25 protein-coding genes and 1 tRNA gene are annotated in these 24,387 nt (G+C 35.6%); 18 read left to right on the forward strand and 8 right to left on the reverse strand.

Translation table 11 applies throughout. The features are described from left to right. Positions 1 to 6: 6 nt before the first annotated feature. On the forward strand, positions 7 to 729 hold the full coding sequence (locus AR335_RS01435) for a glycosyltransferase (protein WP_082683310.1): 723 nt from the start codon (positions 7 to 9) through the stop codon (positions 727 to 729). A gap of 124 nt (positions 730 to 853) precedes the next feature. On the opposite strand, the gene AR335_RS23475 is transcribed toward AR335_RS01435, so the two are convergent. From AR335_RS23475 to AR335_RS01440, 3 genes are all read right to left on the reverse strand, one after another. Continuing rightward, positions 854 to 1,264, reverse strand: a complete 411-nt coding sequence (locus AR335_RS23475) for a hypothetical protein (RefSeq protein ID WP_156418822.1) — start codon at positions 1,262 to 1,264, stop codon at positions 854 to 856. Positions 1,265 to 1,420: 156 nt separating this feature from the next. Beyond that, positions 1,421 to 1,585, reverse strand: a complete 165-nt coding sequence (locus AR335_RS23480; protein WP_156316214.1) for a hypothetical protein — start codon at positions 1,583 to 1,585, stop codon at positions 1,421 to 1,423. A gap of 34 nt (positions 1,586 to 1,619) precedes the next feature. Beyond that, a complete protein-coding gene (locus tag AR335_RS01440; RefSeq protein ID WP_062231463.1) occupies positions 1,620 to 2,486 on the reverse strand; it encodes a hypothetical protein in 867 nt (288 codons plus the stop codon). 116 nt (positions 2,487 to 2,602) lie between these two features. Between AR335_RS01440 and AR335_RS01445 the strand changes: the two genes are divergently transcribed. The 3 genes from AR335_RS01445 to AR335_RS01455 all read left to right on the forward strand — a co-directional run bounded on the left by AR335_RS01445 (position 2,603) and on the right by AR335_RS01455 (position 5,198). Beyond that, on the forward strand, positions 2,603 to 3,769 hold the full coding sequence (locus AR335_RS01445) for a hypothetical protein (RefSeq protein ID WP_062231465.1): 1,167 nt from the start codon (positions 2,603 to 2,605) through the stop codon (positions 3,767 to 3,769). Positions 3,770 to 3,888: 119 nt separating this feature from the next. After that, the gene (locus AR335_RS01450; RefSeq protein WP_062231467.1) at positions 3,889 to 4,782 is read left to right on the forward strand and encodes a hypothetical protein; all 894 of its coding nucleotides are present in this window, start codon (positions 3,889 to 3,891) and stop codon (positions 4,780 to 4,782) included. A 65-nt stretch (positions 4,783 to 4,847) separates the two neighbouring features. Continuing rightward, entirely contained in the window at positions 4,848 to 5,198 is a 351-nt protein-coding gene (locus AR335_RS01455; RefSeq protein ID WP_062231468.1) for a hypothetical protein, read from the forward strand. A 55-nt stretch (positions 5,199 to 5,253) separates the two neighbouring features. Here AR335_RS01455 and AR335_RS01460 read toward each other — a convergent pair whose 3' ends face one another. From AR335_RS01460 to AR335_RS01475, 4 genes are all read right to left on the reverse strand, one after another. After that, positions 5,254 to 5,934: a DUF421 domain-containing protein gene (locus tag AR335_RS01460; protein WP_053354719.1), complete on the reverse strand. Its 681-nt coding sequence runs from the start codon at positions 5,932 to 5,934 to the stop codon at positions 5,254 to 5,256. Positions 5,935 to 6,030: 96 nt separating this feature from the next. Further along, a complete protein-coding gene (locus AR335_RS01465) occupies positions 6,031 to 6,465 on the reverse strand; it encodes a GNAT family N-acetyltransferase (protein ID WP_062231470.1) in 435 nt (144 codons plus the stop codon). A gap of 2 nt (positions 6,466 to 6,467) precedes the next feature. Next, positions 6,468 to 6,986: a 2'-5' RNA ligase family protein gene (locus AR335_RS01470; protein WP_062231472.1), complete on the reverse strand. Its 519-nt coding sequence runs from the start codon at positions 6,984 to 6,986 to the stop codon at positions 6,468 to 6,470. A 65-nt stretch (positions 6,987 to 7,051) separates the two neighbouring features. After that, positions 7,052 to 7,780: an alpha/beta hydrolase gene (locus tag AR335_RS01475; protein ID WP_062231474.1), complete on the reverse strand. Its 729-nt coding sequence runs from the start codon at positions 7,778 to 7,780 to the stop codon at positions 7,052 to 7,054. A gap of 127 nt (positions 7,781 to 7,907) precedes the next feature. Between AR335_RS01475 and AR335_RS01480 the strand changes: the two genes are divergently transcribed. From AR335_RS01480 to AR335_RS01545, 14 genes are all read left to right on the forward strand, one after another. Continuing rightward, positions 7,908 to 8,462 carry a phosphatidylglycerophosphatase A family protein gene (locus AR335_RS01480; RefSeq protein WP_053354715.1) on the forward strand — a complete coding sequence of 185 codons (555 nt, stop codon included), beginning with the start codon at positions 7,908 to 7,910 and terminating at the stop codon, positions 8,460 to 8,462. A 120-nt stretch (positions 8,463 to 8,582) separates the two neighbouring features. Further along, a complete protein-coding gene (locus AR335_RS01485) occupies positions 8,583 to 9,302 on the forward strand; it encodes a DUF6143 family protein (RefSeq protein WP_062231476.1) in 720 nt (239 codons plus the stop codon). A gap of 400 nt (positions 9,303 to 9,702) precedes the next feature. Further along, positions 9,703 to 9,778: transfer RNA gene (locus AR335_RS01490), tRNA-Val, on the forward strand. Between the two features lie 122 nt (positions 9,779 to 9,900). Next, a complete protein-coding gene (locus AR335_RS01495; RefSeq protein WP_062231478.1) occupies positions 9,901 to 10,818 on the forward strand; it encodes a tyrosine-type recombinase/integrase in 918 nt (305 codons plus the stop codon). Between the two features lie 229 nt (positions 10,819 to 11,047). After that, entirely contained in the window at positions 11,048 to 11,746 is a 699-nt protein-coding gene (locus tag AR335_RS01500; RefSeq protein WP_156418823.1) for a hypothetical protein, read from the forward strand. Positions 11,747 to 11,811: 65 nt separating this feature from the next. Beyond that, on the forward strand, positions 11,812 to 12,402 hold the full coding sequence (locus tag AR335_RS01505) for a GIY-YIG nuclease family protein (RefSeq protein WP_062231482.1): 591 nt from the start codon (positions 11,812 to 11,814) through the stop codon (positions 12,400 to 12,402). Between the two features lie 877 nt (positions 12,403 to 13,279). After that, complete coding sequence (locus AR335_RS01510) at positions 13,280 to 14,449, forward strand: hypothetical protein (protein ID WP_062231484.1); 1,170 nt, start codon at positions 13,280 to 13,282, stop codon at positions 14,447 to 14,449. Between the two features lie 219 nt (positions 14,450 to 14,668). Next, the gene (locus AR335_RS01515) at positions 14,669 to 15,010 is read left to right on the forward strand and encodes a hypothetical protein (RefSeq protein ID WP_062231486.1); all 342 of its coding nucleotides are present in this window, start codon (positions 14,669 to 14,671) and stop codon (positions 15,008 to 15,010) included. A 374-nt stretch (positions 15,011 to 15,384) separates the two neighbouring features. Next, a complete protein-coding gene (locus AR335_RS01520) occupies positions 15,385 to 15,807 on the forward strand; it encodes a DUF6884 domain-containing protein (protein WP_062231488.1) in 423 nt (140 codons plus the stop codon). A gap of 28 nt (positions 15,808 to 15,835) precedes the next feature. Further along, positions 15,836 to 16,840 carry an HNH endonuclease gene (locus tag AR335_RS01525; RefSeq protein WP_082683311.1) on the forward strand — a complete coding sequence of 335 codons (1,005 nt, stop codon included), beginning with the start codon at positions 15,836 to 15,838 and terminating at the stop codon, positions 16,838 to 16,840. Positions 16,841 to 16,893: 53 nt separating this feature from the next. Continuing rightward, positions 16,894 to 19,017: a KAP family P-loop NTPase fold protein gene (locus tag AR335_RS01530; protein ID WP_062231490.1), complete on the forward strand. Its 2,124-nt coding sequence runs from the start codon at positions 16,894 to 16,896 to the stop codon at positions 19,015 to 19,017. Between the two features lie 196 nt (positions 19,018 to 19,213). Continuing rightward, on the forward strand, positions 19,214 to 20,218 hold the full coding sequence (locus AR335_RS01535) for a DUF2971 domain-containing protein (RefSeq protein ID WP_062231492.1): 1,005 nt from the start codon (positions 19,214 to 19,216) through the stop codon (positions 20,216 to 20,218). A gap of 209 nt (positions 20,219 to 20,427) precedes the next feature. Continuing rightward, entirely contained in the window at positions 20,428 to 21,051 is a 624-nt protein-coding gene (locus tag AR335_RS01540) for a DUF1643 domain-containing protein (protein WP_062231494.1), read from the forward strand. Positions 21,052 to 21,225: 174 nt separating this feature from the next. Next, on the forward strand, positions 21,226 to 22,191 hold the full coding sequence (locus AR335_RS01545) for a hypothetical protein (RefSeq protein WP_062231496.1): 966 nt from the start codon (positions 21,226 to 21,228) through the stop codon (positions 22,189 to 22,191). 381 nt (positions 22,192 to 22,572) lie between these two features. Here AR335_RS01545 and sduA read toward each other — a convergent pair whose 3' ends face one another. After that, positions 22,573 to 23,715, reverse strand: coding sequence for a Shedu anti-phage system protein SduA (sduA, locus tag AR335_RS01550; RefSeq protein WP_062231498.1), 1,143 nt, complete (start codon positions 23,713 to 23,715; stop codon positions 22,573 to 22,575). Between the last annotated feature and the right edge of the window lie 672 nt (positions 23,716 to 24,387).

The raw sequence follows: 24,387 nt of genomic DNA on the forward strand, positions 1-24,387 counted from the left end.
GCTTGTATGGTTTCCGTCATCACTTGCACGATAAGGGATAATTGTATGGAAGAGGTTTTCCTTAATTTTGATCGGCAGCAAGATGTAGAAAAAGAATTAATTATCATTTTAAATAAAGAAAATATGGATGTTGAAAAATGGAAAGAAAGAGCAGCTGATTCTTCTAACATTTCTATCTATCAATTACCATCTGATACTACGCTGGGAGAATGTTTAAACTTTGGTGTAGAAAAAGCAAAGTTCAGCCATATTGCTAAATTTGATGATGATGATTACTATTCGCCTTTTTACTTGTTGGATTCACTTCAATCTTTAAGAAATTCTCAAGCATCCGTCGTTGGAAAAACCTCCATTTTTATGTATTTTAAAGATCAAAGCCTGCTTACCGAATTTAATCCGAATAAGTTTGGGGGAGCAGTTGCGAAAAATGAGGAGACATACAATAATCATTTATTAATGGGAGGGACGCTAGTTTTTAAAAAAGAAGTTTTTAATACGGTAAAATTTAGTTCCACCAATATTGCTGAGGATTCAGCTTTTTGTAAATCATGTATTGAGAATGGAATTCCTCTGTACTCAGCAACTAAAGATAACTATGTTTATTTAAGAAGCTTTGAACCAGAAAGCCATACATGGAGGATTAAAAATAACACGATTTTGAAATTCTGCAGCGTAATTGCTAAAACTGATGACTTCCGGCCTTTTATTACTAAAAAACCTATTCTCTAATGGTTAGAAAATCAGGCAGGATGCCAGCCTGTTTTTGAATTTTTCATTATCTAAAGAGATTGTCGAACAACAATCAAAAAAATCAGGCTTTTTAGGCCTGATTTTTGCTTAATTACCTAACCTATTACGTGAATAGTTGGATCGCTGTAATTTGACGGCAGTCAATGATGATAGGATATCCGTCTAAGATGAAAGTTGCACAGCAAGTTTTATGATCGAAACAAGCGAATGTTAACTCGTCATTAAAGAAGTCCTCTCCGCCTTTTAGTACGATTTGTACTAATGAACCAGGTGTTAGCTTTTTGATCTGTTCACACGCACAACCTTTACATTGGTTATGAGAAGAAGATGAAGATGAAGAGCTTTCTTCTTTTCTTTTCCGTCTGCGTACAAAGCTGGAGCTTGAGCTAGAACTAGAGCTTGAGCTAGAACTAGAGCTTTCTTGTTTTTTTCTTTTCTTGTGTACAAAGCTGGAGCTGGAACTAGAACTTTCTTCGTTGCAGCTGCACCCTTGTTTTTTAAATAATGAACCCATTACTTTTCCTCCTTATTGTCTTTCGTACTCCTGATCATTCAGGGGTAATATAGTATATTGAGTTTTTTAAAATTTGCATGGATAAGTACCTACTTGTACAAAAAATAGGTTTTTCTACTAGAAAAATAGAAAAAAAGAAGGGTGAGATCCTTCTTTTTAGTGGCCAGCATTGTTTTTTTTAGGCTTCCACGTTACTTTTCCGCACGTTTTGCAGCCCTTCTTTTTTTTCACAGGTTCAAACAATGACGGTTTGCTTGCCGATTTTTTTGATTTTTCCTGCTGGCGATTTCGATATAGCTTTCGCATTTGAGATTTGTCCATTCCACCCACACCTTTTCAGTAAGTTGCTTCTATACTATTCTTTACTTCTCCGAGTGGTATAGGTATTTGGCTGAAAGGGATTAATGGCTGTTGAAGTTTTGCTATTTTTTTGTTTAAACGGATTGATAGTAGATTCAGGGGTTTGTACGCTTTTGAATGGGCTTATGGCTGGCCCGTTATGGAGATTTTTATTTCGTGTTACTGTTGCGGGTCTGCTTCGGACAGGTATAAGCTGCTGAGGAGCGATGAAGGTGTCAGGCACCTTAAATTCAGGCTCAATTTTTGGCTTGTTCATTTTTTTTGTTTCTTTTACGCATTGCAGATCAGCGAGCATGGGATTTATCGTTCTTAAGATGTGGTTTATCCCTGTCTGGTATTCTCCAATAGAGAGGGAAGCGAGTGATGAAAATGTCTTGGAGAGTCCAATCTGCAGGATGAGGTAGCTGATCCATTCAGGAATACATTCTTTTTCTCGCCATCTGAAGGAAAAAGAATAGTGATTTGCTTTTCTTTTGCATAGGATGCTCTTATGAATCATGTTTTGAACAGCATTTTCGGTATTCTCGGCCGGAGTAATATAGAGGAGTTTGGAATTTTCCGTTTGAATGATGATGGGTACAGGCTGATCAGCAACAAATGAAACCGATATTGAGGCTGTTGTACTCATTCCCGAGGGATTTTCTTCTATAATAACATCTGTATGCTTAAGAAATTCTTTAACTCTATCCAAGTCCCTTTGCTCAAGACCAGAAATCACAAAACACTGGCCATACATAGCCGGTTCAATTTCATGATAGTTTTCATTCCAATCCAATCCCCAATAATTTAATAATGGCTTTATATGCTGAAAAAAATTGGTGTCCATCTGTCCGATCTGTTTGCCCCCAAATGTAAGAATCATGATGTCTTTCCTCCTAGCTGCCCGAAAAATAGGCATTCATTCTTGTGTCATAACCTATCGTATTCCCATAGTATGTATGGAATCTTCAGAACATGATGAGGAAAGGAAGGGAAACTATGGGTTTAAATCATAAGAAATCTATACCAAAGGCTGCCAATAGTCTCCAAGAAGAATGCATAAGAGTACAGAAAGTGTATGATTGGGTTACTGATACATTTTCAGTAACGAAACAAGTTAGTTTCAATCCGGAGCAGCTCAGAAAGATCGAGGAAGCATTAGAAGATCCGGCACGGCGTCCTTTGCGATTGACTTGTCAAACACCGGCGGCTCCGCCTCCATTCCCGTTAAACGGAGAAGACACGAGGGCAGAATGCGAGACCTTCCTGTGTGAGCAGGTTGGAGAGAAAAGAGACGTAACGGTTTCGCTAAACGGTAATTTTGTTGATGCTCAGCTCGTGGAGCTGTTATTCACTTCTGAAGTAAGGGTAGCTGTTGTGGACCGTAACGGAAGAGTCGTAACACACCTTACAACGGATGCATCTGTGCTCGAACCGTTTGTACTTTGTTATCCAGACGGAACAGACCTGTTTTGCAAAATCACCAGAATTCTTTGCAAAATCCAAACAGGAACTGTACTCCTAAACGCTCCAGCACCACGATCTTTTAACCTCACCCTTACATTCTGTGTGGATATCCAAATCGAAGCTGAAGTGAAACTCGAAGTACTTGCTAAGTTCTGCTCACCTCGAAATAATGACCTTTCAGCTGAAGAAGCTGAAATGGATTCTTGTCCGGAGGTCGAATTCCCTGCACAATGTCCGGATATATTCCCTCGCCCTAACTGCGATTGCAGTGTCAGCGGTGAAGCGAGCGGACGCACCGGAAGCAATTCTACTGAAAAAGGCCGCCTTAGCGTGCTTGCTGATATCTGCCAAAACTGCAGCCTGAGTGACAGTTCACTTCGCTTTACGTTTGAAGATGAAAACGGGGGATTAAATAACTTCGACTTCACGGCGGATAGCTTTGAACAGGATTCTCTAACTTGCGAGCCTTGCGAAGGCAAGGGACTCAAGTTGATGGTCTCAGGTGTAGGTACGACAAATGAGGGTGAAGAATTTGACTTTAACTTCGCAGCCGTAAGCCGCCACTCTGGAAGCCGTTTCCAGCTGCAGCTTATTGATGAAAGAGGGGTCACTGTATTCGAATCAGGAATTGTGAAAGTAGATAAAGGAAGTCTTGAGGTTGAAGATTGCGTGACTTTCGATGATATCAAATTAAAATAATATCCTTAAGCGCAATAAAAGAGCAGGGAACCATCCTGCTCTTTTTTCTTTAAATAGTGAACGAATCAGTGACGCCTACATAAGATAAAAGATGGGAGCCTATTTAGGGGGGGACACGTATGCATTCTCAAAAAGAACGGTTAAGCTATGACCGTCTTATCGCTCGGGCCCAGTTTTATCAGGAAAAGTCTTTAGAGTTGGAAAAAAAATTAGTGTTTGCAGAGGAACTTATTGAAAAACTTGAAAAAGAAGCAGCGGATTCTTCAAAAGATACAGAGATACAGGCACTTGAAGCTGAACGGGTGCGGCTGACAGAAGAGGTCGCACACTTGAAAAATGAGCTGGGGCAAGCCAAAAGCATTGATTATGACAAAAGAGCAGCGGATTATGAGGCATTGCTGGCTGAAGTGCAAAAGGAGATTAACGATAAGGAGAACAAACTGGATCTCAGCCAGCAAAAAATAAGGGCATTAGAAAAAAAGCTTTCTCTTCAAGGAAGGCCTGATCCTTTTATGAAGAAAGCAGAGGAAGACGAAGAAGAGAATATTTTCGTTAAGAAGGATTATGAGTGTCTATGCCTGTTTGATTACTCCATCATCATGAATGAAAATCAATCAGGCTTTATTAAGGGATCATTTATCATTGAAAACACAGGATTAATTACACTTCAGAATCCATCTGTTTGTCTGCGCTTCAATCCAGGTGAAGCCAACGTCTTAAAAGGGAAGATTTACTCCAGTGAAAATCATGAGGTTAATCAAGACAACCTCGCGAACTTTCATTGGATGTTTATCGACAACGACTGGGCGCAAGAAGCGAAAGAGCGCGGAGAAATCTGGATCTGCCCGATAAGAGAAATGACGATAGAACCTGGTGAGAAATCCGTGATACAAGACTATCAGATTCCATTTAAGAAAGAAATCATAGGCAATCTAACGGTTGAAGCCTTTGTTTTCTTCAATAAACAGCAATATAAAGTAAAAGCGGCCAATCAAATATCTATCAATTTTTGATAATTAAGCCTATGTCCCTTCTCTATAATCTTGCATACTATGGGAATTATAGAGGAGGTTAGAGTATGTCTTGCGAGAAAAAGAAAAAGAAAGTGATCAAAGCAGATAAAGTCTTTATTAAAGCAGAGAAAGTGATCGTAGTAGAAGAAAAAAAGAAGAAGTACGACTATAAAGAAACATGGACTCCAGATCACGTATATTCTCCTAAGAAGAAAGAATCTTCCAGCTGTAAAAAACATGAATCTTCCAGTTCCCACGGCAAAAAGAAAGAATCTTCTTCATCCTGTTCCAAGCATTTTAAGTCAGAATCCAGCTTCAAAAAACACGAATCTTCTTCAAGCTATATTTGCTTTAAAAAGAAGCATAAAAAGCATAAAAAGCATAAAGATTGCGGCTGTGGAGGTTCCTGGATCTAAGCATGCAAACAAAAAAGAACACGTAAAGTGTTCTTTTTTGCTTTATAAAAAACAATCAGTCCTTTTCTTTCATTACTAGCAGTTCATGTCCCTTTTTCCATTCCGCATAGAGAACATCTTGAGCGGAGTTTATTTTTCTTTTTAAAAGCTGTGCCCGCAGCCACTCCTCATCAACTCCCGCTGTATTTAAATTGTCATGAATAATTTTACCATCTAGGATCAAAGTGACAGGAAGTGTAACCTCAACTTCATGAAGCTTTAAGTCTTTGCGGGTGACCGGCTGTACATTGGATTTAGGGAGTACAGAAATGGAACCGTTCGTCTCCAGAATGGCATATTCTATTTCTCTCATGCTAAAATGGCCTTTCTGCCGGATGAGATCTTGAAGCTGGTTGATATCAAGCTTGTTCTTCTTCAGCTGTTTACGGTCAATGACGCCTTTTCGGACGATGATAGAGGGAGAACCTTCGAGAACCTTACGCAGCGTAATTGATTTTTGTGTCAGCATCTCCAATGAATACATAAGTACTCCCCATACGCTAATCGCAAATAAGATCATCCAAATGTGCACATCAGGGTCATACATCGCATTTCCGACAAGTTCTCCGAGGATAAGAGCTGAAATAAAGTCGAAAGGTGTAAGCTGTGATAATTGTGTTTTTCCTAATAATTTAGTTAAAAAGAAAAGAGCAAAAAAACCAATGATCATTTCAATTGTAATTGTACCAAGCCTCATGACAGCCCCCACTGGTGCGAAGTTAAAGTTAGTGTTCTCCTGTTTGTCCAAAATAAACCGATCGTGAAGATAAAAAAGCATCAAACTGACTCAAGATCAGTTCAATGCTTTATTCATGGAAACATGCCAAATATTGGCGTCTAGAAAGGGTTCTGTTGAAGTTGTAGCATATCCTAATTTTTTATAGAAGTCCTCTGCATGGACCTGTGCATATAATGTAAGGGATGGATAACCGGACTGTTTGGCTGCCTGTTCCATCTTTTTCATCAGCAACTCGCCGAGCCCCTGTTTACGGCGGCTGGCCAGAATACAGACTCTTTCAATTTTCCCTCCGCCTTCTATCGAGCGTAAACGGCCTGCGCCAATTGGTTCACGACGGTCATCGTATAGGACAAAATGGGCAGATTGATTTTCATGCGAGTCAATCTCTTCTTGCTCGGAGACGTTCTGTTCATTTACAAAAACCTGTTTTCGAACGAATAAAGCGTCCTTGTAAGATGGATCTTCCGTTGTTAGTACTTTTACTTCCAAAATTAAACATCCTTCCCGAGCGCAAAAGTCTTGTAGACTTTCCAGCGGTCAGATTCTTCATCCATTTTTAACAAATGAAATTCTGTTACGGTTTCTTGGTATTCTGCTTCCACCATTTTTAACCGTTCCAGCACATCCGCATGCTCCACGTCAGAAAGCTTTTGGGCTAGGGTGAGATGAGGAACGAAATTATACGGATGTTCGTGTTCGAGCGGCCCTTCATAGAGAAGCTCGTGCAAGGAGTTTAGTTCATCATTGTTATCTACTTTCAAGTAAATAACATTGTTGACAGGATGAAAAGAACTTGCTCGGGTGATATGAATATTGATCGGAGGAACATTCTTGGCGACTGTTTCGATATATTCAACGATTTCTTCGATTTCTGCATCGTTGGCTTCAAATGGATCTTTGAGTGTAATATGCGGTGCAATGATAGAATAATGAGGATCATAGCGTTTGCGGTAAGAATTTATTTTATCTTTGAGTTCTTCTGATGGGAATATAGCAATACCGTATTTCATTGAAAACTTCCTCCCTTATCTTTTGAATTAGTATATCAAAAATTCTTACAACTTCACAAATCGAATTATTTTCCGTAGATAAATTTTAAAGCAGGCCTAAGGTTTACTTGCCAGTCTGACCATAGATGACTTCCTTCAAATTCTTCATAACAATAATCAAATCCTTTGTTCAGAAACCAGTCCGAAAGTTCACGGTTCGGGGATAAAAAATCTTTTATAAAGCCATCAACAGATTCAAAGCGGCTTTCTTCTTTTCCGACGGAATGATAGAGCGTCAGCAGTTCATACCCAGTGAAAGAGCGGACATCGTTCAAGATTTGCTGCTCAACGTACGGAGACTGTACGATCAGCTTGCCGAAAGTACGGGGAAAAGATATCCCGCATCTGAGGGATACATAGCCTCCAAGCGAGTCTCCGAGAAGGCACATCCCGGATCCCAATAAGTAAGTATTAAACTTCTCTTGAACATAGGAAGGCAGATCCAGCGACATGAAACGAATATAAGCGTTATGTTTTTCTCCTTTTGGGTGATACTTATGATGCCTGTCCTCTCCGCGTTTATGGAAAATACCGATGATGATCATTTCCTCGATCTCATTCGCCTGAATCATATCATCCGCTGTAGATGCAAGCCTTCCGAGCTGAAAATAATCAGGTCCGTCCTGTGCGATCAATACAGGATATTTTTTTAGTGTGGTAAACGCTGGAGGCAAATAGATCAATAAAGGAATTTCTTCATTAAGTTCTTTGCTATGTATGGTTTCTTCATAGACGGTTCCTTGAAAAGTGGGCATAAAAATTCTCCTATCTAAAAACAGCGCTTTCATTGTATCCGTTCCATTCTATCATACAGTGGTATAATGTAATCAAGATAAAAGTATTATTCGGGAAAAATCCAAGGAAAATACAGAGGTGAGCCCAATGGCAAAACGAGTCCATAGCCGTGATGTTGAGTCTGCGGCCAGAGCCCTGCTTGCAGAGCGGGGAGTAACGATTCCGGAAATCGCTGAAATTGTGTTTGAAATGCAGTCTCCTTTTTCTCCTCAATTAACGATGACAGAATGTATTGAGAGTGTTGATGCCGTGTTAACAAAACGAGAGATCCAGCATGCTTTGTTGGTTGGAATTGAGCTCGATAAATTAGCAGAGAAAAAGATGCTCTCTGAGCCATTGCAATCCATTGTGGAGATGGATGAAGGATTATTTGGTGTAGATGAAACGATTGCCCTTGGAGCAGTCTTTGGATATGGCAGTATTGCCGTTACGACGTTTGGACACCTTGATAAATATAAAATGGGTATCATTCGAAAGCTGGATACGAAAACATCCGAAGGCATCCATACGTTTCTGGACGACCTCGTTGCAAGCATTGCAGCAAATGCTTCGAGCCGGCTTGCGCATCGGCTCAGGGATCAGGAAGAGCGGCTGTCAAAGCAGGAAATGGAACAGCACGATCAAGAAGAAAAAATAGGATAAATAGGAGCTGTCCCGAATAGGGGCAGCTTTTTCATCACCCATTTTTCCAGTATGGATGGACCAAGTATAGCTTATCTACATATGGTAGTAATGTGAAACTTTATAGAAGGGAAAATGCATATGCAAAATAGAATGTACCCGTATGGTCCTGGGGCGGGTTACGGCTATGGGCAAGGCAACTATGGGAACCCAAACGTGAATCCCAATATGAATTATCCGAACCCTAACATAAGCCCAAACATGAATTATCCTGTCAGCCCCAATATGAATTATCCGGTAAGTCCTAATATGAATGTAAAAATCCCGTTCAACCCCCAAATGAAATACCCTAAAGAAGAAAAGCCGACAGAAGTAAGTCCGGCAGAGGTGACGAAAGCTAACAATTTTCTAGGGATCACAGAGACGCTTTCCGTCTGCCCATGTCCTCCAGGAGAGAACGTGTGGGCGGCCCTCGTTAATCCGGAAGGTTCAGGTGTAGATCTGGCGTTACAGCGAATCACCATCTCCAATATGACGTGCAGCCCGATAAACGCTCAAATCTATTTTAAGCCAACGCTGCCGTTCAATGGAAGAATGTCAGGAAATGTTACTCCTGCAGACTTGTCAAAAACTCCATCCGCCCGGCCAAAAGGACAGATTCAATTTGGTTCGCTTCCTAACTCTCCAGTGAACGGGGTTTTAGCAGCATCCAGAATCATTCCTCCATACAAAAGTATTACCGTTGATCTGGATGGATTGTGGGTCATCGCATCAAGAACAAATGTAATGGTTTTCCTTACCTCTACATGCGATGACAGCAGCCTGAAATCTACTGTAGCTTTTGAATGGGAAGAAAAGTGATGGTTTACAAATTAGGCCCTTTTTTAGGGTCTTTTTATTTATTTTAGGCTGTTTTCGTAACCTTTGCTGCTTTTGAAAGTGGTTGATTTCTGTTTCAGGATGCTCGCTTTTACCGGCGTAAACGCCTACTTTCTCGGCGCCAGCGCCTGTGGGTCTCACCTGTCCCGCTAGTCCCGCAGGACAAGGAAGGCTTCGGCAGCGTTATATCGCACGAAGAAAATGTGAAATTCATTTTCGAGGAGTCTCGCACCTTGCACTCCAATCAACTTGTCAATGAAGCCTATTTACAAAAAGGTTCCCAAAGCAACAATCTTTTAGAAATGAGCCTAATTTTAAAAAAGCAGTTGCAAACTAAGTGAAAAATGAGGTATACTTCTATTTGTCCGATACATAATCAATTGATCCGATAGCTCAGCTGGGAGAGCGCTACCTTGACAGGGTAGAGGTCGGGGGTTCGAACCCCTCTCGGGTCACCATTGTTGTAATATCAAGGTTTGTAGCCTTTTATAAGTATATAAAAATGTTATGGTCGTAGCAGAACCTTGTTACAGCCATCTAAGACCACTTCACAAAATATAATGTGAGGTGGTTTTTTTCTATGTTAATGAAATTTGCAGTACAGGATTTTTATGATGATCGAGAGTTTAAAAACGTAACTCCAAAGACACTGGAAAGCTACAAAGTAATGCTTAATCAATTTGTGGATTTTTGTAATGAAGAAGAAATAATGAATGTAGAGGATTTAACAGTCAACATCATAAAGAAGTATCTGGTGTCTTGTCAAAAACGTGGAAATAATTCCACTACTACAAACTCCAAACTTCAACGTATTCGTGCTTTCTTAAATTACATGATTGAATGTGAAGTCATCGAAAAGAATCCTGCTAAGAAGATTCAGAAGGCTCGAGAAGACGTTAGAATTGACGTATTTACTGATTATCACATCAAGCAGATGTTGAACTACTACAGACGATTAAAGACCCGAGAACACGCTTTTCATTGCTATAGGGACTATTCAATAATCATTACCTTGTTAGGAACAGGTTTACGTTTATCTGAATTGTGTTCAATCAAATGGACTGATATTAACTTTGTACAACAAACAATGTCTGTATTTGGGAAGAACAGAAGAAAAGAATCTATTCCAGTAGCGGAGAAATGTACCAAGGAATTATTGGCATACAAAGTGTATTGTGAACAATTCTTTGGACAAGAGAATCTAAACGATTATATATTTACAAATAGAGAGAATGAACCATTAACACCTAATGCAGTTCAAAATGTATTCAAACGTCTTGCAAAGGTTATGAATTTTCGAGATGTGCGCTTATCAAGCCATACGTTTAGACATACCTTTTGCCAAAAGTGTATTCAGGCAGGGATGAGTACTTTTGCTATACAAAAACTCATGCGACATTCTTCTATTGCTGTTACAGAGAAATACGCAGCCATGTGGGGTAACGATCTGAAAGAACAGAATGAGAAATTTAACCCACTAAATCAATTAGATATTTAATATAGGTAGAATAATTATTAAAACCACTTCATTTATCCGAGGTGGTTTTTCTCCTCTTACAAATAAGTTATAAAAGTATTCTAGTTATAGATTATCCTTTGTTACAAAAAGCTTATTTTGCAATACTTTTGCTTTAGTCAGAATATTCAATTAATATATTGATTTTGATTCACTCATTAGATATACTTCATTATGCAAAGAACAAATTGATTGGAGCGGAGCTATGTTTGTGTCGTATACTGATGCCTCTGTACAAGGTAAAAAGGCAATTCTATCATTTATGATCATTTTTGAAGATAAGAGTAAGGTATATAAGAGAATCGTAATAGATGAATCAGATAATAACATAGCTGAAGCAGCGGCACTTTCAGAGTTAGTATCTTTCCTGAAATATTATAATTTGGACAATGGACTAATTTTATTCGACTCAGATGCACTGAAACATATGCTTAAAAAAAATAGTAATCGGCTTTGCAATCGTATTCCAATAAGCATTAAGAAGGATATCATAAAGCTAAATATTCGTACTCAAGTAATACCAAGGCCAAATAATCTGGCTCATAAAATATGCTACAAAGATAAATATATTCGCTCTCAGTTGATATCTAAAATAAACCGTATGTTTTTTCACAAAGTAGCAGATTACCCAGACCTCTTTATGCAATTATCCGTATTTGATGAATTCAAACAATATTATAATAAGCGACTTGCTTCTTTTCACGAAGCTCAAATGAATCTTAATCATAAAATATGGTTAGGTGATCTTATTGAGGACTTGGAAGGAGTTAAAGTGTATCAGATTCATGATAGAAAAATTATGGTGATTGGAAATACCATTGTAAAGATTAGTAAGGTTAATTACGTTCAAATAGGTAGTCATTGGAGAGTTATGAGGAAGAGGAAAAGATTTAAGAAAATGTTGGAATAAAAAGTCACTTTGGCTGAAAAAAAGAAGAAAGAACTTAAAAAATTTTTAAGATGGGATTGATATAAATGCCAATGAAAGCTTATACACATGCTAAGGGATTTAATGTTACATCATTGCAGGGAAGATCGGTGCTATACTTATTCCGTGATAGGCAAGGTAAACTTATTTATATTGGGAAATCTGAAGACGATTTTAAAGATAGAATTACTTCTAACTGTTATGGAAAGAGTAAAAAGCTTACATCAAACATCCAATACATAACTGTTGTAATTGTGGATAAGTCTATTTATCCACTTTATGTACTAGAACATCTATTTATTTGGTGTTTTTTGCCACCCGAAAATAATGCGTTATGGTTATTTGGTGGAAACGATGAAGATGAAATTATTAAAGTTGCCGAAAATAAAAAATTATACATAACTGGTTCTGTAAAAGATTTTATCCAATCCTTTGAAAGTATTACTCTTGAAAGAGAATGGGAAGATAAAACTGCTAATAAATATAAAAGGTATGGGGATCAGGAAGAACTAATTTCGAATAAAGTGAATTGTAACGGTAAGAGGCTTTGTCTTTGCTTTAAGTGTTTGATAGACAAGCAATCAGTCAGATGGAAAAGAAGGAAATCAAAAAAGATTAATACTGGAAGCTTGGCTTAATAATGGAATAACCATTTTAGCACTTCATTCCACACAAGTACGATGTAAAAATTCCGATACGAGACGGATATTTAGATGCTTTATTAGCAAGGGAAAACACTAACTCCCAATGTTAATATAACTAATCCCGAGACAAATCCTAATTTTTATAACAGGGGTTAATATGAATTTATAGAATAGCAGGATACCCCATGAAAAGTAACGATTAAAATGAATTGATATTTTATATATCCTATTGTATTGCCAGATAAATAATGATATAATAAACTAGTTAATTTCAAAATGATATATATATAAATAAATTATGTAAGGAGAGAGTATAAATGCAATCGCCTCATAGGGAGGCACATATATCTTATAAAACTTATGATGAATTCATAGGGCTAGGCTTATTTAAGTCTATATTTAGGATAAGTGTGCATTCTGACGAGGAAGTTGTATTTAGACTTTCTCCTTTTTTGTGTTGTTTTAGGAGGAGCAAGTAAAAGTAATTACAATCAGCAGATTTGGTTGAATAGAATAAGGGCATTCGCTTCGCTCACCTCTACGCCTCCCTACGGTCGTTGTTTGGGACGCTCCCTGCGGTCACTTCGCCACCTAAAGGTGACGACCCTATCAACCTCATACCTATTAATGAAGTATTCAATACCACTCTTGTATTTGATGTTTAACTCAATAGAAAGCGTGCATCTTTTGACATAATATAATAAAGGTAACTAGTATTATATTACAACAAAACTTGCACACTATTTTAAAGTTCTACATTTTGTAAAAACCAAACTAATCTATGTAAGGAGTGAGTAAAAATGGCTGTCATTTACAGTCTAATAATTGAAAGTAGGTAATTATTGTGAATTTATCAACAGAAGAATTTGTAATGAAATTTGGAACGGAGGAGCAGAAGGCGAAGTTTAAAAAGAACGGTAAACTAGGGTCAAGAACTAGAAACTCTATTATGAAAACTGCTGAGCAAGGATATGTAGTGGAAATCGTTAAGCAGGGCAGGAGTAACATTTACGTATGTACGAAGTGTGATGAAAAGTTGAAGAAAGACGGTCGTGTAAGAAGTGGTAGAGGACAAATTGAACATAGAATTCCAATGGACATTATTGTAGCGACCCACCTTGAATACGATATGACGAAACAAGCTAGTATGAGTTTAGGAAAATGGGCAGTTGAATTCGGACTAATTACAAAACTTGAATTTGACTTACTACGTTCTAGACACAAAAATAGTCTACGTCAAGTGCATATTGATCTGGCTATTGAAAGTGGAATTATTGAAGAAGACCATAAGAAGCTGTTAGATGAGTTAACACTTTACTGCTTAGAGATGTATGGGCAATTGGCTAAGACCTTAGACCATATGAAAAAATGTGGTATCATCTTATTCTATGAGAACTGGATTGGGTATAGTAAAGATGGAAAGGTCAGTATAAGCCCCGATATAATGAAGAACATTCAAAAGACTAGACGAGATCTGATGAAAAAGCATAATGTTGTTGAATTCAATCTAACCGCTCATCGTAATGCTAGAAAGGTTATAAATTTTAATGATGAATGGAAACAAGCATTAGCAGAAGTAAAAGATGAGTTTGGTAATGCGCTAGACATTAAGTATTACTGGAAAGAATACGCCGTAATATTAAAGGCTACAAGTAAAGCAGTGCAGAGATATCTTGAAACGTATTGTGAGGAAGCATTAGAAGCCTATGTGAATAATAAAGACCTGTTCATAAATCAAAATAAAACAAACTATGTGGATAAGCGTAAAGCTAATTTCGTTAAGAAGATAGAGAAACGCCACAAGCAGAAGTTAAAGGAATACAAGGAATTAAAGGTTGGGTTTTCCACAGCAGAAGATGAAGAACTAATTAGTTATTTTTATACTCAGCAAGAACTTGAGGACATCATTGCAGGATATGACTTAGGTGTTAAAAGATTACACTTGAAAAATTTGTATATGGAGCGGATGGAGCAGTTGTTCGATTTGTATAAGCTAAACGTCAATAGCAATTTCAACACTTTGAAGGAGTCTCTTAATTGAGGCTCTTTTTTGGTATATTACGCAGACGATTGATTAACTGGTCAGAACTTATAAGATCGACTTACCGAACTAATAAAACCCGTCTTTTATTGTTTGCTGCAAGAACTATACTGAAAGTAAAGGATTATACTTAAAATAAAAGTTGCAGGATAGTTGAACAAGTATGTTTATTGTAAAGTAGGAGACTATTGTTCACTAATCAAAAAGGGAGGAAGTATCTTGATTGATAGAGAAAAAGAGTTTAGAAATGCTTTTTATTATTTAAAAAGATGGTCAAAATCTCCACTGACTCCAAGTTACACAATAGGATATAGTAGAGGTCTTTCAGATAAAGAGCCAGCCCAGAAATGCTTTGATTATATTTTGAAATTAGGCAAAGATTCTACTATTAGTTTTGAGGAGAAGTTGAATTTATTATATGAATTTTTAGAAAAATCAAATGAAGAAGATAAAAAAAGACCATTGATGGGTACTGATTTTTATAGAAATCTCCAGTCTTATATAAGAAGGTCAATAAGTAGTATTGAAAAAGGAGAACCAGTTCAAACAAGAAGAAGATAAACACGGTTGGATAATGCTGCGATATTAAGTACCTCTTCAACTTAAGGTGTGCTTGCTTTATTTCCTTAACATACGAAAACAGTTTTGCACCTTAAAACTGAGCCTATTAGCGGAATCGTAGTAGTTCATTCAATTAGTCTGAGGGCATGGAATGAAGTGTCATTTCGATGACACTCTGCTCCTTAGTGATTATATTACCTGAAGCTTAGAATTTTGAGCGTTAACTCCACGGGAACGTAATAAAAAACTTTAAATAAGTATCCTCGTATAGTACTAGATATAGATTCCTCATCAAAGTAGCAATTAAATATAGCTACTCTTTTCTTCATTCTCAAATGGTATAATATTCCTATACTAAAAATGGAGATGGAATAATGAAAATTGCATTAGTCAGTTGCACAAAAATAAAAGCTAATTATACCTGTACTGCTAAAGAGATGTACCGAGAGTCAACGTTATTTAAAAAAGCTGTTAAATATATTGAGCAACAAGATTATGACGAATGGTATGTATTATCTGCAAAGTATGGGCTTATAAATCAAAATGATGTAATTGAGCCATATGATTTAACTCTTAACAATATGAAAGCATCTGAACGAAAAACTTGGTCAGATTTAGTTCTAAAGCAATTAAGAAACTTGGAATCAGATCTAAAACAAATTGACTTTTATTCTGGAGTCAAGTACAGAGAATACTTAATTCCTGTTCTTGAAGAAAAGGGTATTATCTGTAATGTGCCGCTTCAAGGAAAAGGAATAGGTGAGCAGTTACAGTTTTATACACGTAATACAAAGTAACACCAATGATAATAGAGGTGAATATCAAATGCCGATTCCCAAAAATATTAATAAAGAACATGTACTTGAAGCAATTCAACAGATTAATAGAGAAGGTGTTCGAGAAAAGAGAGAATCTACAAGATTCAGCCTTGTCTATGAAAGTAAATCATATCCGCCTAAATACGTGGTTTCAATTGCAAATATTTTTGCTAATGGAGAAGAATATTCTCCTACCTTGTTTAGTGGTGGAAATGAAACCAACAAATTTCTTGGTAAGCTTGGTTTTACGGTTACTGAAAACACAGAAAGTAATACTGAAATTCAAAACAATAATATCTCTTTTAAAATACCCAATCTAGAGCCATCAAAGCGTTCTAGAGAATATAATAAATACAGCAATAAAGATAAAGATTCTATTGTATATGAATATCTTTTTAATGCGATGTCTCACCGTAGCTTAGATGAAGAAATACTAGGTATTGCACCTGACAAAAGAACAGGACATGAATCGATGAATATTCTCCACTTTATTGGTCTTAAGGACAAACATAAAGGGATCTTCAAAGATTATAGTATTACCGAAGCCATGTACATTTTGAAAGGACAGGATTCAGATTTTGAATTAATTATTCAGTCTCTTTATAGGCTTATCAATCAGTCAGAGAGTAGCGAAGAGTTAGAAGAGGTAATTGCAGATGATATTGATTCAGAAAAGGCTGAAGATGATAGTTATTACAAGGATGGTGCAATTAAACAGTATTTTGGAAAGCGATATGAAAGAAGACCAGAAAACAGAAAAAAAGCAATTGAAATTCACGGCTTAAGCTGTGTTGTTTGTGGATTCAATTTTGAGGAAGTCTATGGTGAGCGGGGAAAAGACTTTATCGAGGTTCATCATGTTAATCCACTAAGTACTATAGGTGAAGAGGTTTCTATTGATCCAAAGAATGATCTTGTACCTGTTTGTTCGAACTGCCACAGAATGATACATAGAAGGAAAGATGATGTGTTAACCGTTGATGAGTTAAGGAATCTTGTAGCTCATCGTTAATAGATGATATAGCTAGTTATTTTAATGAAAATAACATGAAAAGAGGATTTAAAATGACTAATCAACATGAAGTATATTCTACCGATTCACCAGTTATTCATCATACCCAAGACCAATTTAATAGATTCCCGTTTGCAAAACGGGTTGCGGGTGTAATATCAAATAGAAAAGATCCAAGCAGTATTGTTATTGGTATTTATGGTGCATGGGGAGAAGGGAAAACTTCTATCTTTAACTTTATTGAAGGTGAACTCAATAACGAGGAACATGTCGTTTGTATTCGTTTTAATCCATGGAGATTTGGCGAAGAAGAACAAATGTTAATAAGCTTTTTTAATGATATGGCGACATCAATAGATAGATCAATTGAAACTGAAAGAGAAAAAATTGGAGGGTTTATTAATAAATTTGTTAAACCCGCAGCGACTATTGTGGGAAAAGGGGGTGTAGCTGAAGGAGTATCTTCTTTTTTTACCAGTGCTGATATAGAAGAACTAAGAGGAAGAATTGAATCAGTTTTAGAAGAAGAAAAAAAGCGTGTTGTAATCTTGTTAGATGATATAGATAGACTTGAAAAAAACGAGATTCATGCTGTTTTTAGACTGGTGAAGCTTACTGCTGATTTTAAATATACTGCATATGTTTTAGCTTTTGATAAGGATATGGTATCAGCAGCTCTACAAGAAAGGTATGGAGCAGGAAATCAAAACGCAGGAAAAGCATTTTTAGAAAAGATAATTCAAGTACCTTTGCAATTACCATCAATTGACAGTAATGACTTGAGATCTTTTTGCTTGAAGGGAGTAGATAATGCTCTTGAATTAGCAGAGATTCAATTAACTGATGAACAGGTACAATTATTTGTAAACAATTTTACTTGTGTTGAAAGACAATTAAAAACACCAAGGCAAGCAATGCTATATTCTAATATACTAACTTTCTCTTTACCAATTTTAAAAGGAGAAGTTAGTCCAGTTGATTTAATGCTTATAGAAGGTCTAAGGGTATTTTCACCTGAGATATACGAATTAATTAGGAATAATAAAGATATTTTCACTAGCGATCCTTCGATTGGATATAGAAAATACGAGGATGAGGCACAACGAAGGAAGCAAAAAATAGAAAACATATTAAGTAATTTCACTTTTGAGATTGCAGAAGAAATTAAAAAGGTTTTATTGTTTCTGTTCCCAAAGCTAAACAATATATTTGGAAATAATCTTTATGGTGCAGATTGGGAAGAATCTTGGAATAAGAATCAACGTATTTGCGCTAATCAGTATTTCCAAAGATATTTTACATACTCAATCCCTAGAAGAGATATATCAGACCAAGTAATTAGAGACTTGGTAAGGTTAACAGAAGAACTTGGATTAGAAGAATTTACTAAGAATTTAGATTCCTTTTTTGACCCATACAATGTTGAATCTTTAATTTCAAAATTGAGGAGTAAAGTAAAGACATTAACAAAAGAACAAGCAAGTAAATTAGCCATTGCTTTTTCAAGGTATGGTTATAAGTTTCCAAATCCAGTAACTTTTCTTTCGGTTAACACCTTTAGTCAAGCAGCGTTATTAATTTCGGATTGTATAGAATCCATAGATGCTAGAGAAGAACGAGTTAATTTAACAATAGAAGTACTAAAGGGTGGAGAACCACTAAATTTTGTAGGTGAATGTTTTAGATGGCTTAGAAAGGACACGGAAGAACATCCCAATCCAAAAGGTTTTTCAATTCAAGAATTTGATATCTTAGGTAAAGAGATGGCTAGTCGGATATCTGAAGAATTCAAGGGAAAAAGACAATTTAGTAAAAAAGAGATATCCAAGAAATTCCCTCAATTGCTTTATATATGGAAAAGATACGGAGAACCAGATGAACAAAATAAGTTTCTAAGAATGATATTAGAAGAAGATCCGAGCTTTGCTACCGAACTTTTAGAGAGTTACTTACCCACATCTTGGGAATCAGATGGAACTTCTAAAAAGTCTGATTTTGAAAGAAGCGAATATGACTCTATTATACAAGTAGTTGATCCTGCATTAATAGTTTCAGCTATCGAAAAACAATATGGAGAATTATTATTGGATAATGATTATCCTAGTTTTGTAGATCTTCCGTTTAAAGAAAAGCTCGTAAAACAATTTTTGTGGATTCATAATTATGTCCTTAATTAGAAAAAAGAGAAAGATAACACTAAATAAATTTTTGATTTTATTAAAGTATTTTTCTAAACAATAAAACCATTTTTCGAATTTTTAGATTAAGGTACAATATCGGGAGGGTTTCCGTTTTAGTCCTATTCACATTAATTAGGGCTCTGAGGAATTTCTTAACGTATTAAAATATTATGTCAGTTAGGGGTAATAGTTTATGTTTCCATTTTCTACAAATATAGTGCCGCAGAATCTAATACATTACACTTCGTTAAACAATGCTCAATTAATATTAACAAGCGAAGAAGTTTGGCTTTCAAATATTCGCCACATGAATGATCCTAACGAGTTAAAGTTTGGGTTTTATGTATTGATTGAAATTATTAAAGACTTAATTAAAAAAGAAGCAGCATTTGAAAACTATGCTGAGGTTATAAATAAACTTATAGGGGTTTTAAATTTTAAATCGGAACAGAAATTAATTACGGGTAACTCAGAAATTTATTTAACCTGCTTTACAGAATCAGTTGATGAAACAATTTCTCAATGGTCAATGTATGGCGATAATGGTTCAGGTGCTTCCATAAATTTTAATGGTGGAGAAATGATAAGTTTAATTCCTGGGAATTATGAACAGAATTTTTTAAAGAGATTCGCTTCCTCAGATAAAACGTTACTAGAAACTTCTACAAAACTATATACTGAAAATAAATTTGGTTTTATAAAAATCCGTTATTTTAATGAGAGTGATTTAACTGGCTGTGAACATTATGAGTTGTTTGAAAATCAGATAAAAAATAGCCTTACAACCATGTTAGACGACAAACAGTTTTTAATGGAAGTTGAACAATATAAAAATGACTATGATTACATAAACTCAATCAGAGATGGTAAAGCTTCAAAAACCTTATTGTATTTGACTTTATATGATCTTTTAGCACTAGCTATCAAGAAACACCACTGGCAAAATGAAACAGAATGGAGATTAGTCCTTGTTGCAGAAAATCAAAATTATACGAGTTTGAATGCGACAGTCATAACAAAGCGTGGTGTTTTAATGCCTTTTGTTAGATGTTACATAAAACCTAGTACTATTAGAGCAATAAAACTAGGTCCGAAAGTTCCTAAAAAAGATACAAAATTAGGATTTGAAGTATTTAAGTCTATTAATGAAGAATATCGAGATTTATGTATTAGTACCTCTAAGATTGATTTAGTTTAAAGAGGTGTCTGTACTAAGTTAAATTAAAACCACCGATATATTGGTGGTTTTTTATATCATGCTTCAAAAATAGTTGTATATGGTACGTTTTTTGAAGCATCTGATTACTATTCTAATGGACGGGAATATTGTGTTGGCTTTTTCCAATATGTGTTCAATTATAATAAGGACGTTTATTTAACTAACACGCTTTTTATGGGGGAGTTTTAATGGTATGTGTAGCCTATCCTCAGGGTTTTAAAGTAGAGGATATAATTCCAGGAAATGACAATGATAAAAGGTATTTGCTGAGAGTTTCAAATGAAAGTTCTAGTGCTAAAGGTATTGCTACAATTATAATGATGAATCCAAGCAAAGCTACTAAAAGCTGTTCTGATCCGACAGTTAATAAAGTATTAAAATTTTTCGGGGCTAATTTAGATAAACAGATAAGAGAGATTATAATACTTAATTTATTTCCGTACTATGAAACTGATTCAAAGAAACTTGCTGCTTGTGTCAAAAGAAATAATTCCAATGAACTAGGAGAGAATTTGAATGAGTTTAAAAATTGCATTAAAGTAAGTAATTTAATTGTTTTGGCTTGGGGGGATGTACCAAAAGGCTTTAGTGCTAAACTACATAATAAGTATGTTAAGAGCGTTATCAATATAATTGATGAAGTAATGAAACAAAACAGTTTATATGTGTTCAAAGATAATAGATTTAATATAGAACATATTGTAACTAAGAAACATAGACCTAGGCATCCCAATAGAATTGCTCTTAATGATTTGCAAAAGGTTCAAAGATATTCATCTTATCGGGATTTGTTAAAGCTTAAGTTTAGTTAAAAAAACTAAGAATTCTAATAAATATATATAGATGACCCAGTTTATTTTGGAATATATATGGGATTAAGAGGTTTTAGTTGAAAATTCTATCCTGTTCAGAGAAACAGCTACAATCGTAATTTGCAGTTACGTAGTAAGTGCAAAAAAAGAAAGATAAGATAAGGTGGTAGTTAAATGCAAGTTGATGTTCGGTCCAATAAATATAATCCATTAAGTACGGAATTAAAAAGTCGTCTAATAGAGAATTTGAATTTTATTTTTCGTGTAACTCCTCCATTTCCGAATGAGAATTTAAGTATTGTGTTTACAGATTATTTTTCCAATGATGTTAAAAAATTTCAGATTGAAAATGGAATTTCTAAACTTGGACATAGTGAAGGTGCTGCGGGGAAGGTATGTCAGTATACGGATACTAATGGTTGTGTTCAAACAACCATATTTTTAAATCTAGAAAATTTTAAAAATGTCTTGGATTTTCCTTATACAGAGTGTCCTCTTGAGATACATTATGTTCAACATGAGTTTGGTCATGTTTATGATGATTTCAATACGTCAAGTATCTTCCCCGAATCTTTTGTAACGTACAGTTTTTTAACGGATAAGAAACGTATCTTGTATGATATAGCGTCTATTGGCTGGTCTGAATTTCAAGCGAACTTTATAGCGTCATACTCTATTGCAGAGTTGATGCAAATCACCAATTCAAACTCTTTGTTAGGAGAGAATATTGATTTCTATGGGAACTATTTAGCTAATAGTATATTAGATTTAGAAAAAAAACTAGTTTTGGCAAAAGCTGAAATTAGAGAATCGAATGGTTTTTGTACTACAATTCAATACTACACTAAAGATATTTTATATTACAGTGGTCAGTTATTGGGTATAATTGTAGCATTTAGGCTTTTTGAAAGTGATTCTGAACTAAGTGAGGTCTACAAGTATATAATAGAATTATTTAGGAAATTAGGATTTGCAGACAACCTAGAAAAACTTCTAGAGATTTTTAATCAGCTTAATTTAACATATCCAGATTGGGAGGACTTTAGAGTTTTAAATCCTCTTTGCGAATGGATTGAAATATTTTGGAATGAGATTGGTTTGCAAGCTAATGATAGATTGCTATTTTCTATTAATAGCTAACCTAAAAATAAGTTAAATTAAAAGTTGACTCCATAATATTGTGGAATCGACTTTTTTGATTTTAATAAAAACCCCGATAACAGTCATAACTCAATGTCACGGGTTTTGAGATGCAATAATATCAAGTCGTTAAAGGTGGCAAAACATATTGACATAAATATCTAATAAAACTGTGATTTTATTGTTTGTTATAAAAGGATCTCTATTGTATGTGAAAGATTGTACTCAAACTACCTGGGGCGAGAGTTTAATTTGCAATGTTAAAACAAAAAAGAAAAGACAAATTTTTCTTTAGATTTGCCTTTTCTTTTAATAATCTTTCTTAGCTTTAACAGGTTGATTCTATAAGCTTAGAGGAAGCAAAAAAGGGAGGGCGAGGGCTTATCCTTCTAATAACTGGATTAAACCCTTAACTCTTTCAAAAAGCTCATCAAAAGTAATTACAGTTACATTTTTTAGCTCTTTTCTGTACAACTCAAAGGAATGTCTATGGGCGGTATCAGTTAATGTATCAAACCTGCCTGCTATAACAACACAACAAGGGTTAATAATGTCAAAATCAGTTTTGATTCCCTGTCTATAATTGTTATAGTCTATAGACTGATACTCCCTCTGTAGGCTTGTCTTATAAGTCAATACTTGTGTAACTGCTCCCATCAAGTCCTTATGTACTGAATATACTCCTGTTCTGTACTCATTGGGAGTAATTAGAGGAGTTGAGGGAGTCTTAATCTCAATAAGTACAGCATCTTTTGAGAAGGGGTTCGCATATAAGAAATCTACTAGTTTGCCACTATCGTTGTTGATAGTCTTTCCTCCTACATAAGCCTCATCATTTATCAAAACGGTTGGATTAGAGAAAATCTGACTCAAAATCCAAGTATTTTCTTTCAAGACACTTTGCCAAAACTTCTCAGAGGTATTATTGAGTTTGTTGCCTTCCCAAACAGACAATACTTTTTTTAGGTTAGCTATCCCAACAAGAGTATTAAGTTGGTCTAAATCTTTCTCTTTTAGGTTTTTAAGCCTGTCAATTATTTTATCTGGATTATCATTTGTAACAATCCATTCTAATGTTTTCTCTAGAGCTTCACTCTTGTCATTCTCCATTAATTGAGTAAGCAGATTAGTGTTACTCTCAAAAATTTCAATCAGTCTCTCAATATCAGGGCTACTCTTGAAAAGGCGAAATCCTCCATACATAACCCCATACTTTTCATGTACAGCATAATGTTTCTGGATTTCTCTAGTAAGAGTCAGCATAGCCTCAGAGTTTAGCTCTAGCTTAATCCATTCCTCAGCTTTTAACTTACTTAACTCTAACTCCTTATAATCTTCCCAAGAAGAATTTTTGCCTTTCTTTTGAAAGATGAAGCATCCTCTAACAGATGCCTCAGGATTATTAATATTGTTCACTATCTCAGGTTTGAATATAAGCCTAGTAGTAGATGTCTTTTTCAATTCAATGTCATCACAAACAGCAGAATCTCTTGATGTTGTCCGTACATTAATTTTGTCGTCCATGTTTAGTTAACACTCCTCGATAACCACATTTGGAAATCTTTAATAAAAGTATACTATATTCCAAATTAAATGGAATACATTTACAAAAATAAGATCGGGGACTTTTGGGGCAGTCCCTTTTCTTCTTGTGCAAATACCACTGGTAAGGCTTCTTCAAGGGAATAAGGTGCGTTTCTGTATTAAGCAGGAACGCTTCTTTGTATTGTGCTGACGGTAGTGGTCTAAAGCACACACGCTCACAGACGCTCAGAATGGCTTGTAGTGGTGTTAAAGAGATCTACTCTGCTTTCTTCTCTCTCCTCTTTATATTCGGTTAGTCTAGGACTAAATCTATGGACTATATGAAACCCTGTTGAGGAGTTCTGAGTTAGTTGTTGTCATGATACAGAAACCACACTCATCCACAAACAAACATTCGTTAATTTTCCGACACGACTCAAGTAATTGATATGATTTAGTGTGATAAAGCGATAAAACATATAGTAATGAACTGATGCAGTTCGACAATGGTAACCGATAACCAATAACAGAGCCGTATCCTATTAGAGTGATATCAATGGAATAGATATCTCTGCTTTATCATGTTGTTTTCGGTAAGCTATATGTAAATCTAGAGCGTGCCTTAAGTTTACAAACTTTAAGCATTACAATGTTGTAAATCTAAAATGTAAT

It is taken from the genome of Fictibacillus sp. FJAT-27399 (assembly GCF_001510655.1).
GTDB classification, from domain to species: Bacteria; Bacillota; Bacilli; order Bacillales; family Fictibacillaceae; genus Fictibacillus_C; species Fictibacillus_C marinisediminis.

Excerpts from the sequence above, each read along its gene's own strand:
- AR335_RS01435 (WP_082683310.1), top strand. The coding sequence starts at position 7 with ATGGTTTCCGTCATCACTTGCACGATAAGGGATAATTGTATGGAAGAG.
- AR335_RS23475 (WP_156418822.1), bottom strand. The coding sequence starts at position 1,264 with ATGGGTTCATTATTTAAAAAACAAGGGTGCAGCTGCAACGAAGAAAGT.
- AR335_RS23480 (WP_156316214.1), bottom strand. The coding sequence starts at position 1,585 with ATGGACAAATCTCAAATGCGAAAGCTATATCGAAATCGCCAGCAGGAA.
- AR335_RS01440 (WP_062231463.1), bottom strand. The coding sequence starts at position 2,486 with ATGATTCTTACATTTGGGGGCAAACAGATCGGACAGATGGACACCAAT.
- AR335_RS01445 (WP_062231465.1), top strand. The coding sequence starts at position 2,603 with ATGGGTTTAAATCATAAGAAATCTATACCAAAGGCTGCCAATAGTCTC.
- AR335_RS01450 (WP_062231467.1), top strand. The coding sequence starts at position 3,889 with ATGCATTCTCAAAAAGAACGGTTAAGCTATGACCGTCTTATCGCTCGG.
- AR335_RS01455 (WP_062231468.1), top strand. The coding sequence starts at position 4,848 with ATGTCTTGCGAGAAAAAGAAAAAGAAAGTGATCAAAGCAGATAAAGTC.
- AR335_RS01460 (WP_053354719.1), bottom strand. The coding sequence starts at position 5,934 with ATGAGGCTTGGTACAATTACAATTGAAATGATCATTGGTTTTTTTGCT.
- AR335_RS01470 (WP_062231472.1), bottom strand. The coding sequence starts at position 6,986 with ATGAAATACGGTATTGCTATATTCCCATCAGAAGAACTCAAAGATAAA.
- AR335_RS01475 (WP_062231474.1), bottom strand. The coding sequence starts at position 7,780 with ATGCCCACTTTTCAAGGAACCGTCTATGAAGAAACCATACATAGCAAA.
- AR335_RS01480 (WP_053354715.1), top strand. The coding sequence starts at position 7,908 with ATGGCAAAACGAGTCCATAGCCGTGATGTTGAGTCTGCGGCCAGAGCC.
- AR335_RS01485 (WP_062231476.1), top strand. The coding sequence starts at position 8,583 with ATGCAAAATAGAATGTACCCGTATGGTCCTGGGGCGGGTTACGGCTAT.
- AR335_RS01495 (WP_062231478.1), top strand. The coding sequence starts at position 9,901 with ATGTTAATGAAATTTGCAGTACAGGATTTTTATGATGATCGAGAGTTT.
- AR335_RS01505 (WP_062231482.1), top strand. The coding sequence starts at position 11,812 with ATGCCAATGAAAGCTTATACACATGCTAAGGGATTTAATGTTACATCA.
- AR335_RS01510 (WP_062231484.1), top strand. The coding sequence starts at position 13,280 with ATGAAATTTGGAACGGAGGAGCAGAAGGCGAAGTTTAAAAAGAACGGT.
- AR335_RS01520 (WP_062231488.1), top strand. The coding sequence starts at position 15,385 with ATGAAAATTGCATTAGTCAGTTGCACAAAAATAAAAGCTAATTATACC.
- AR335_RS01525 (WP_082683311.1), top strand. The coding sequence starts at position 15,836 with ATGCCGATTCCCAAAAATATTAATAAAGAACATGTACTTGAAGCAATT.
- AR335_RS01530 (WP_062231490.1), top strand. The coding sequence starts at position 16,894 with ATGACTAATCAACATGAAGTATATTCTACCGATTCACCAGTTATTCAT.
- AR335_RS01535 (WP_062231492.1), top strand. The coding sequence starts at position 19,214 with ATGTTTCCATTTTCTACAAATATAGTGCCGCAGAATCTAATACATTAC.
- AR335_RS01540 (WP_062231494.1), top strand. The coding sequence starts at position 20,428 with ATGGTATGTGTAGCCTATCCTCAGGGTTTTAAAGTAGAGGATATAATT.
- AR335_RS01545 (WP_062231496.1), top strand. The coding sequence starts at position 21,226 with ATGCAAGTTGATGTTCGGTCCAATAAATATAATCCATTAAGTACGGAA.
- sduA (WP_062231498.1), bottom strand. The coding sequence starts at position 23,715 with ATGGACGACAAAATTAATGTACGGACAACATCAAGAGATTCTGCTGTT.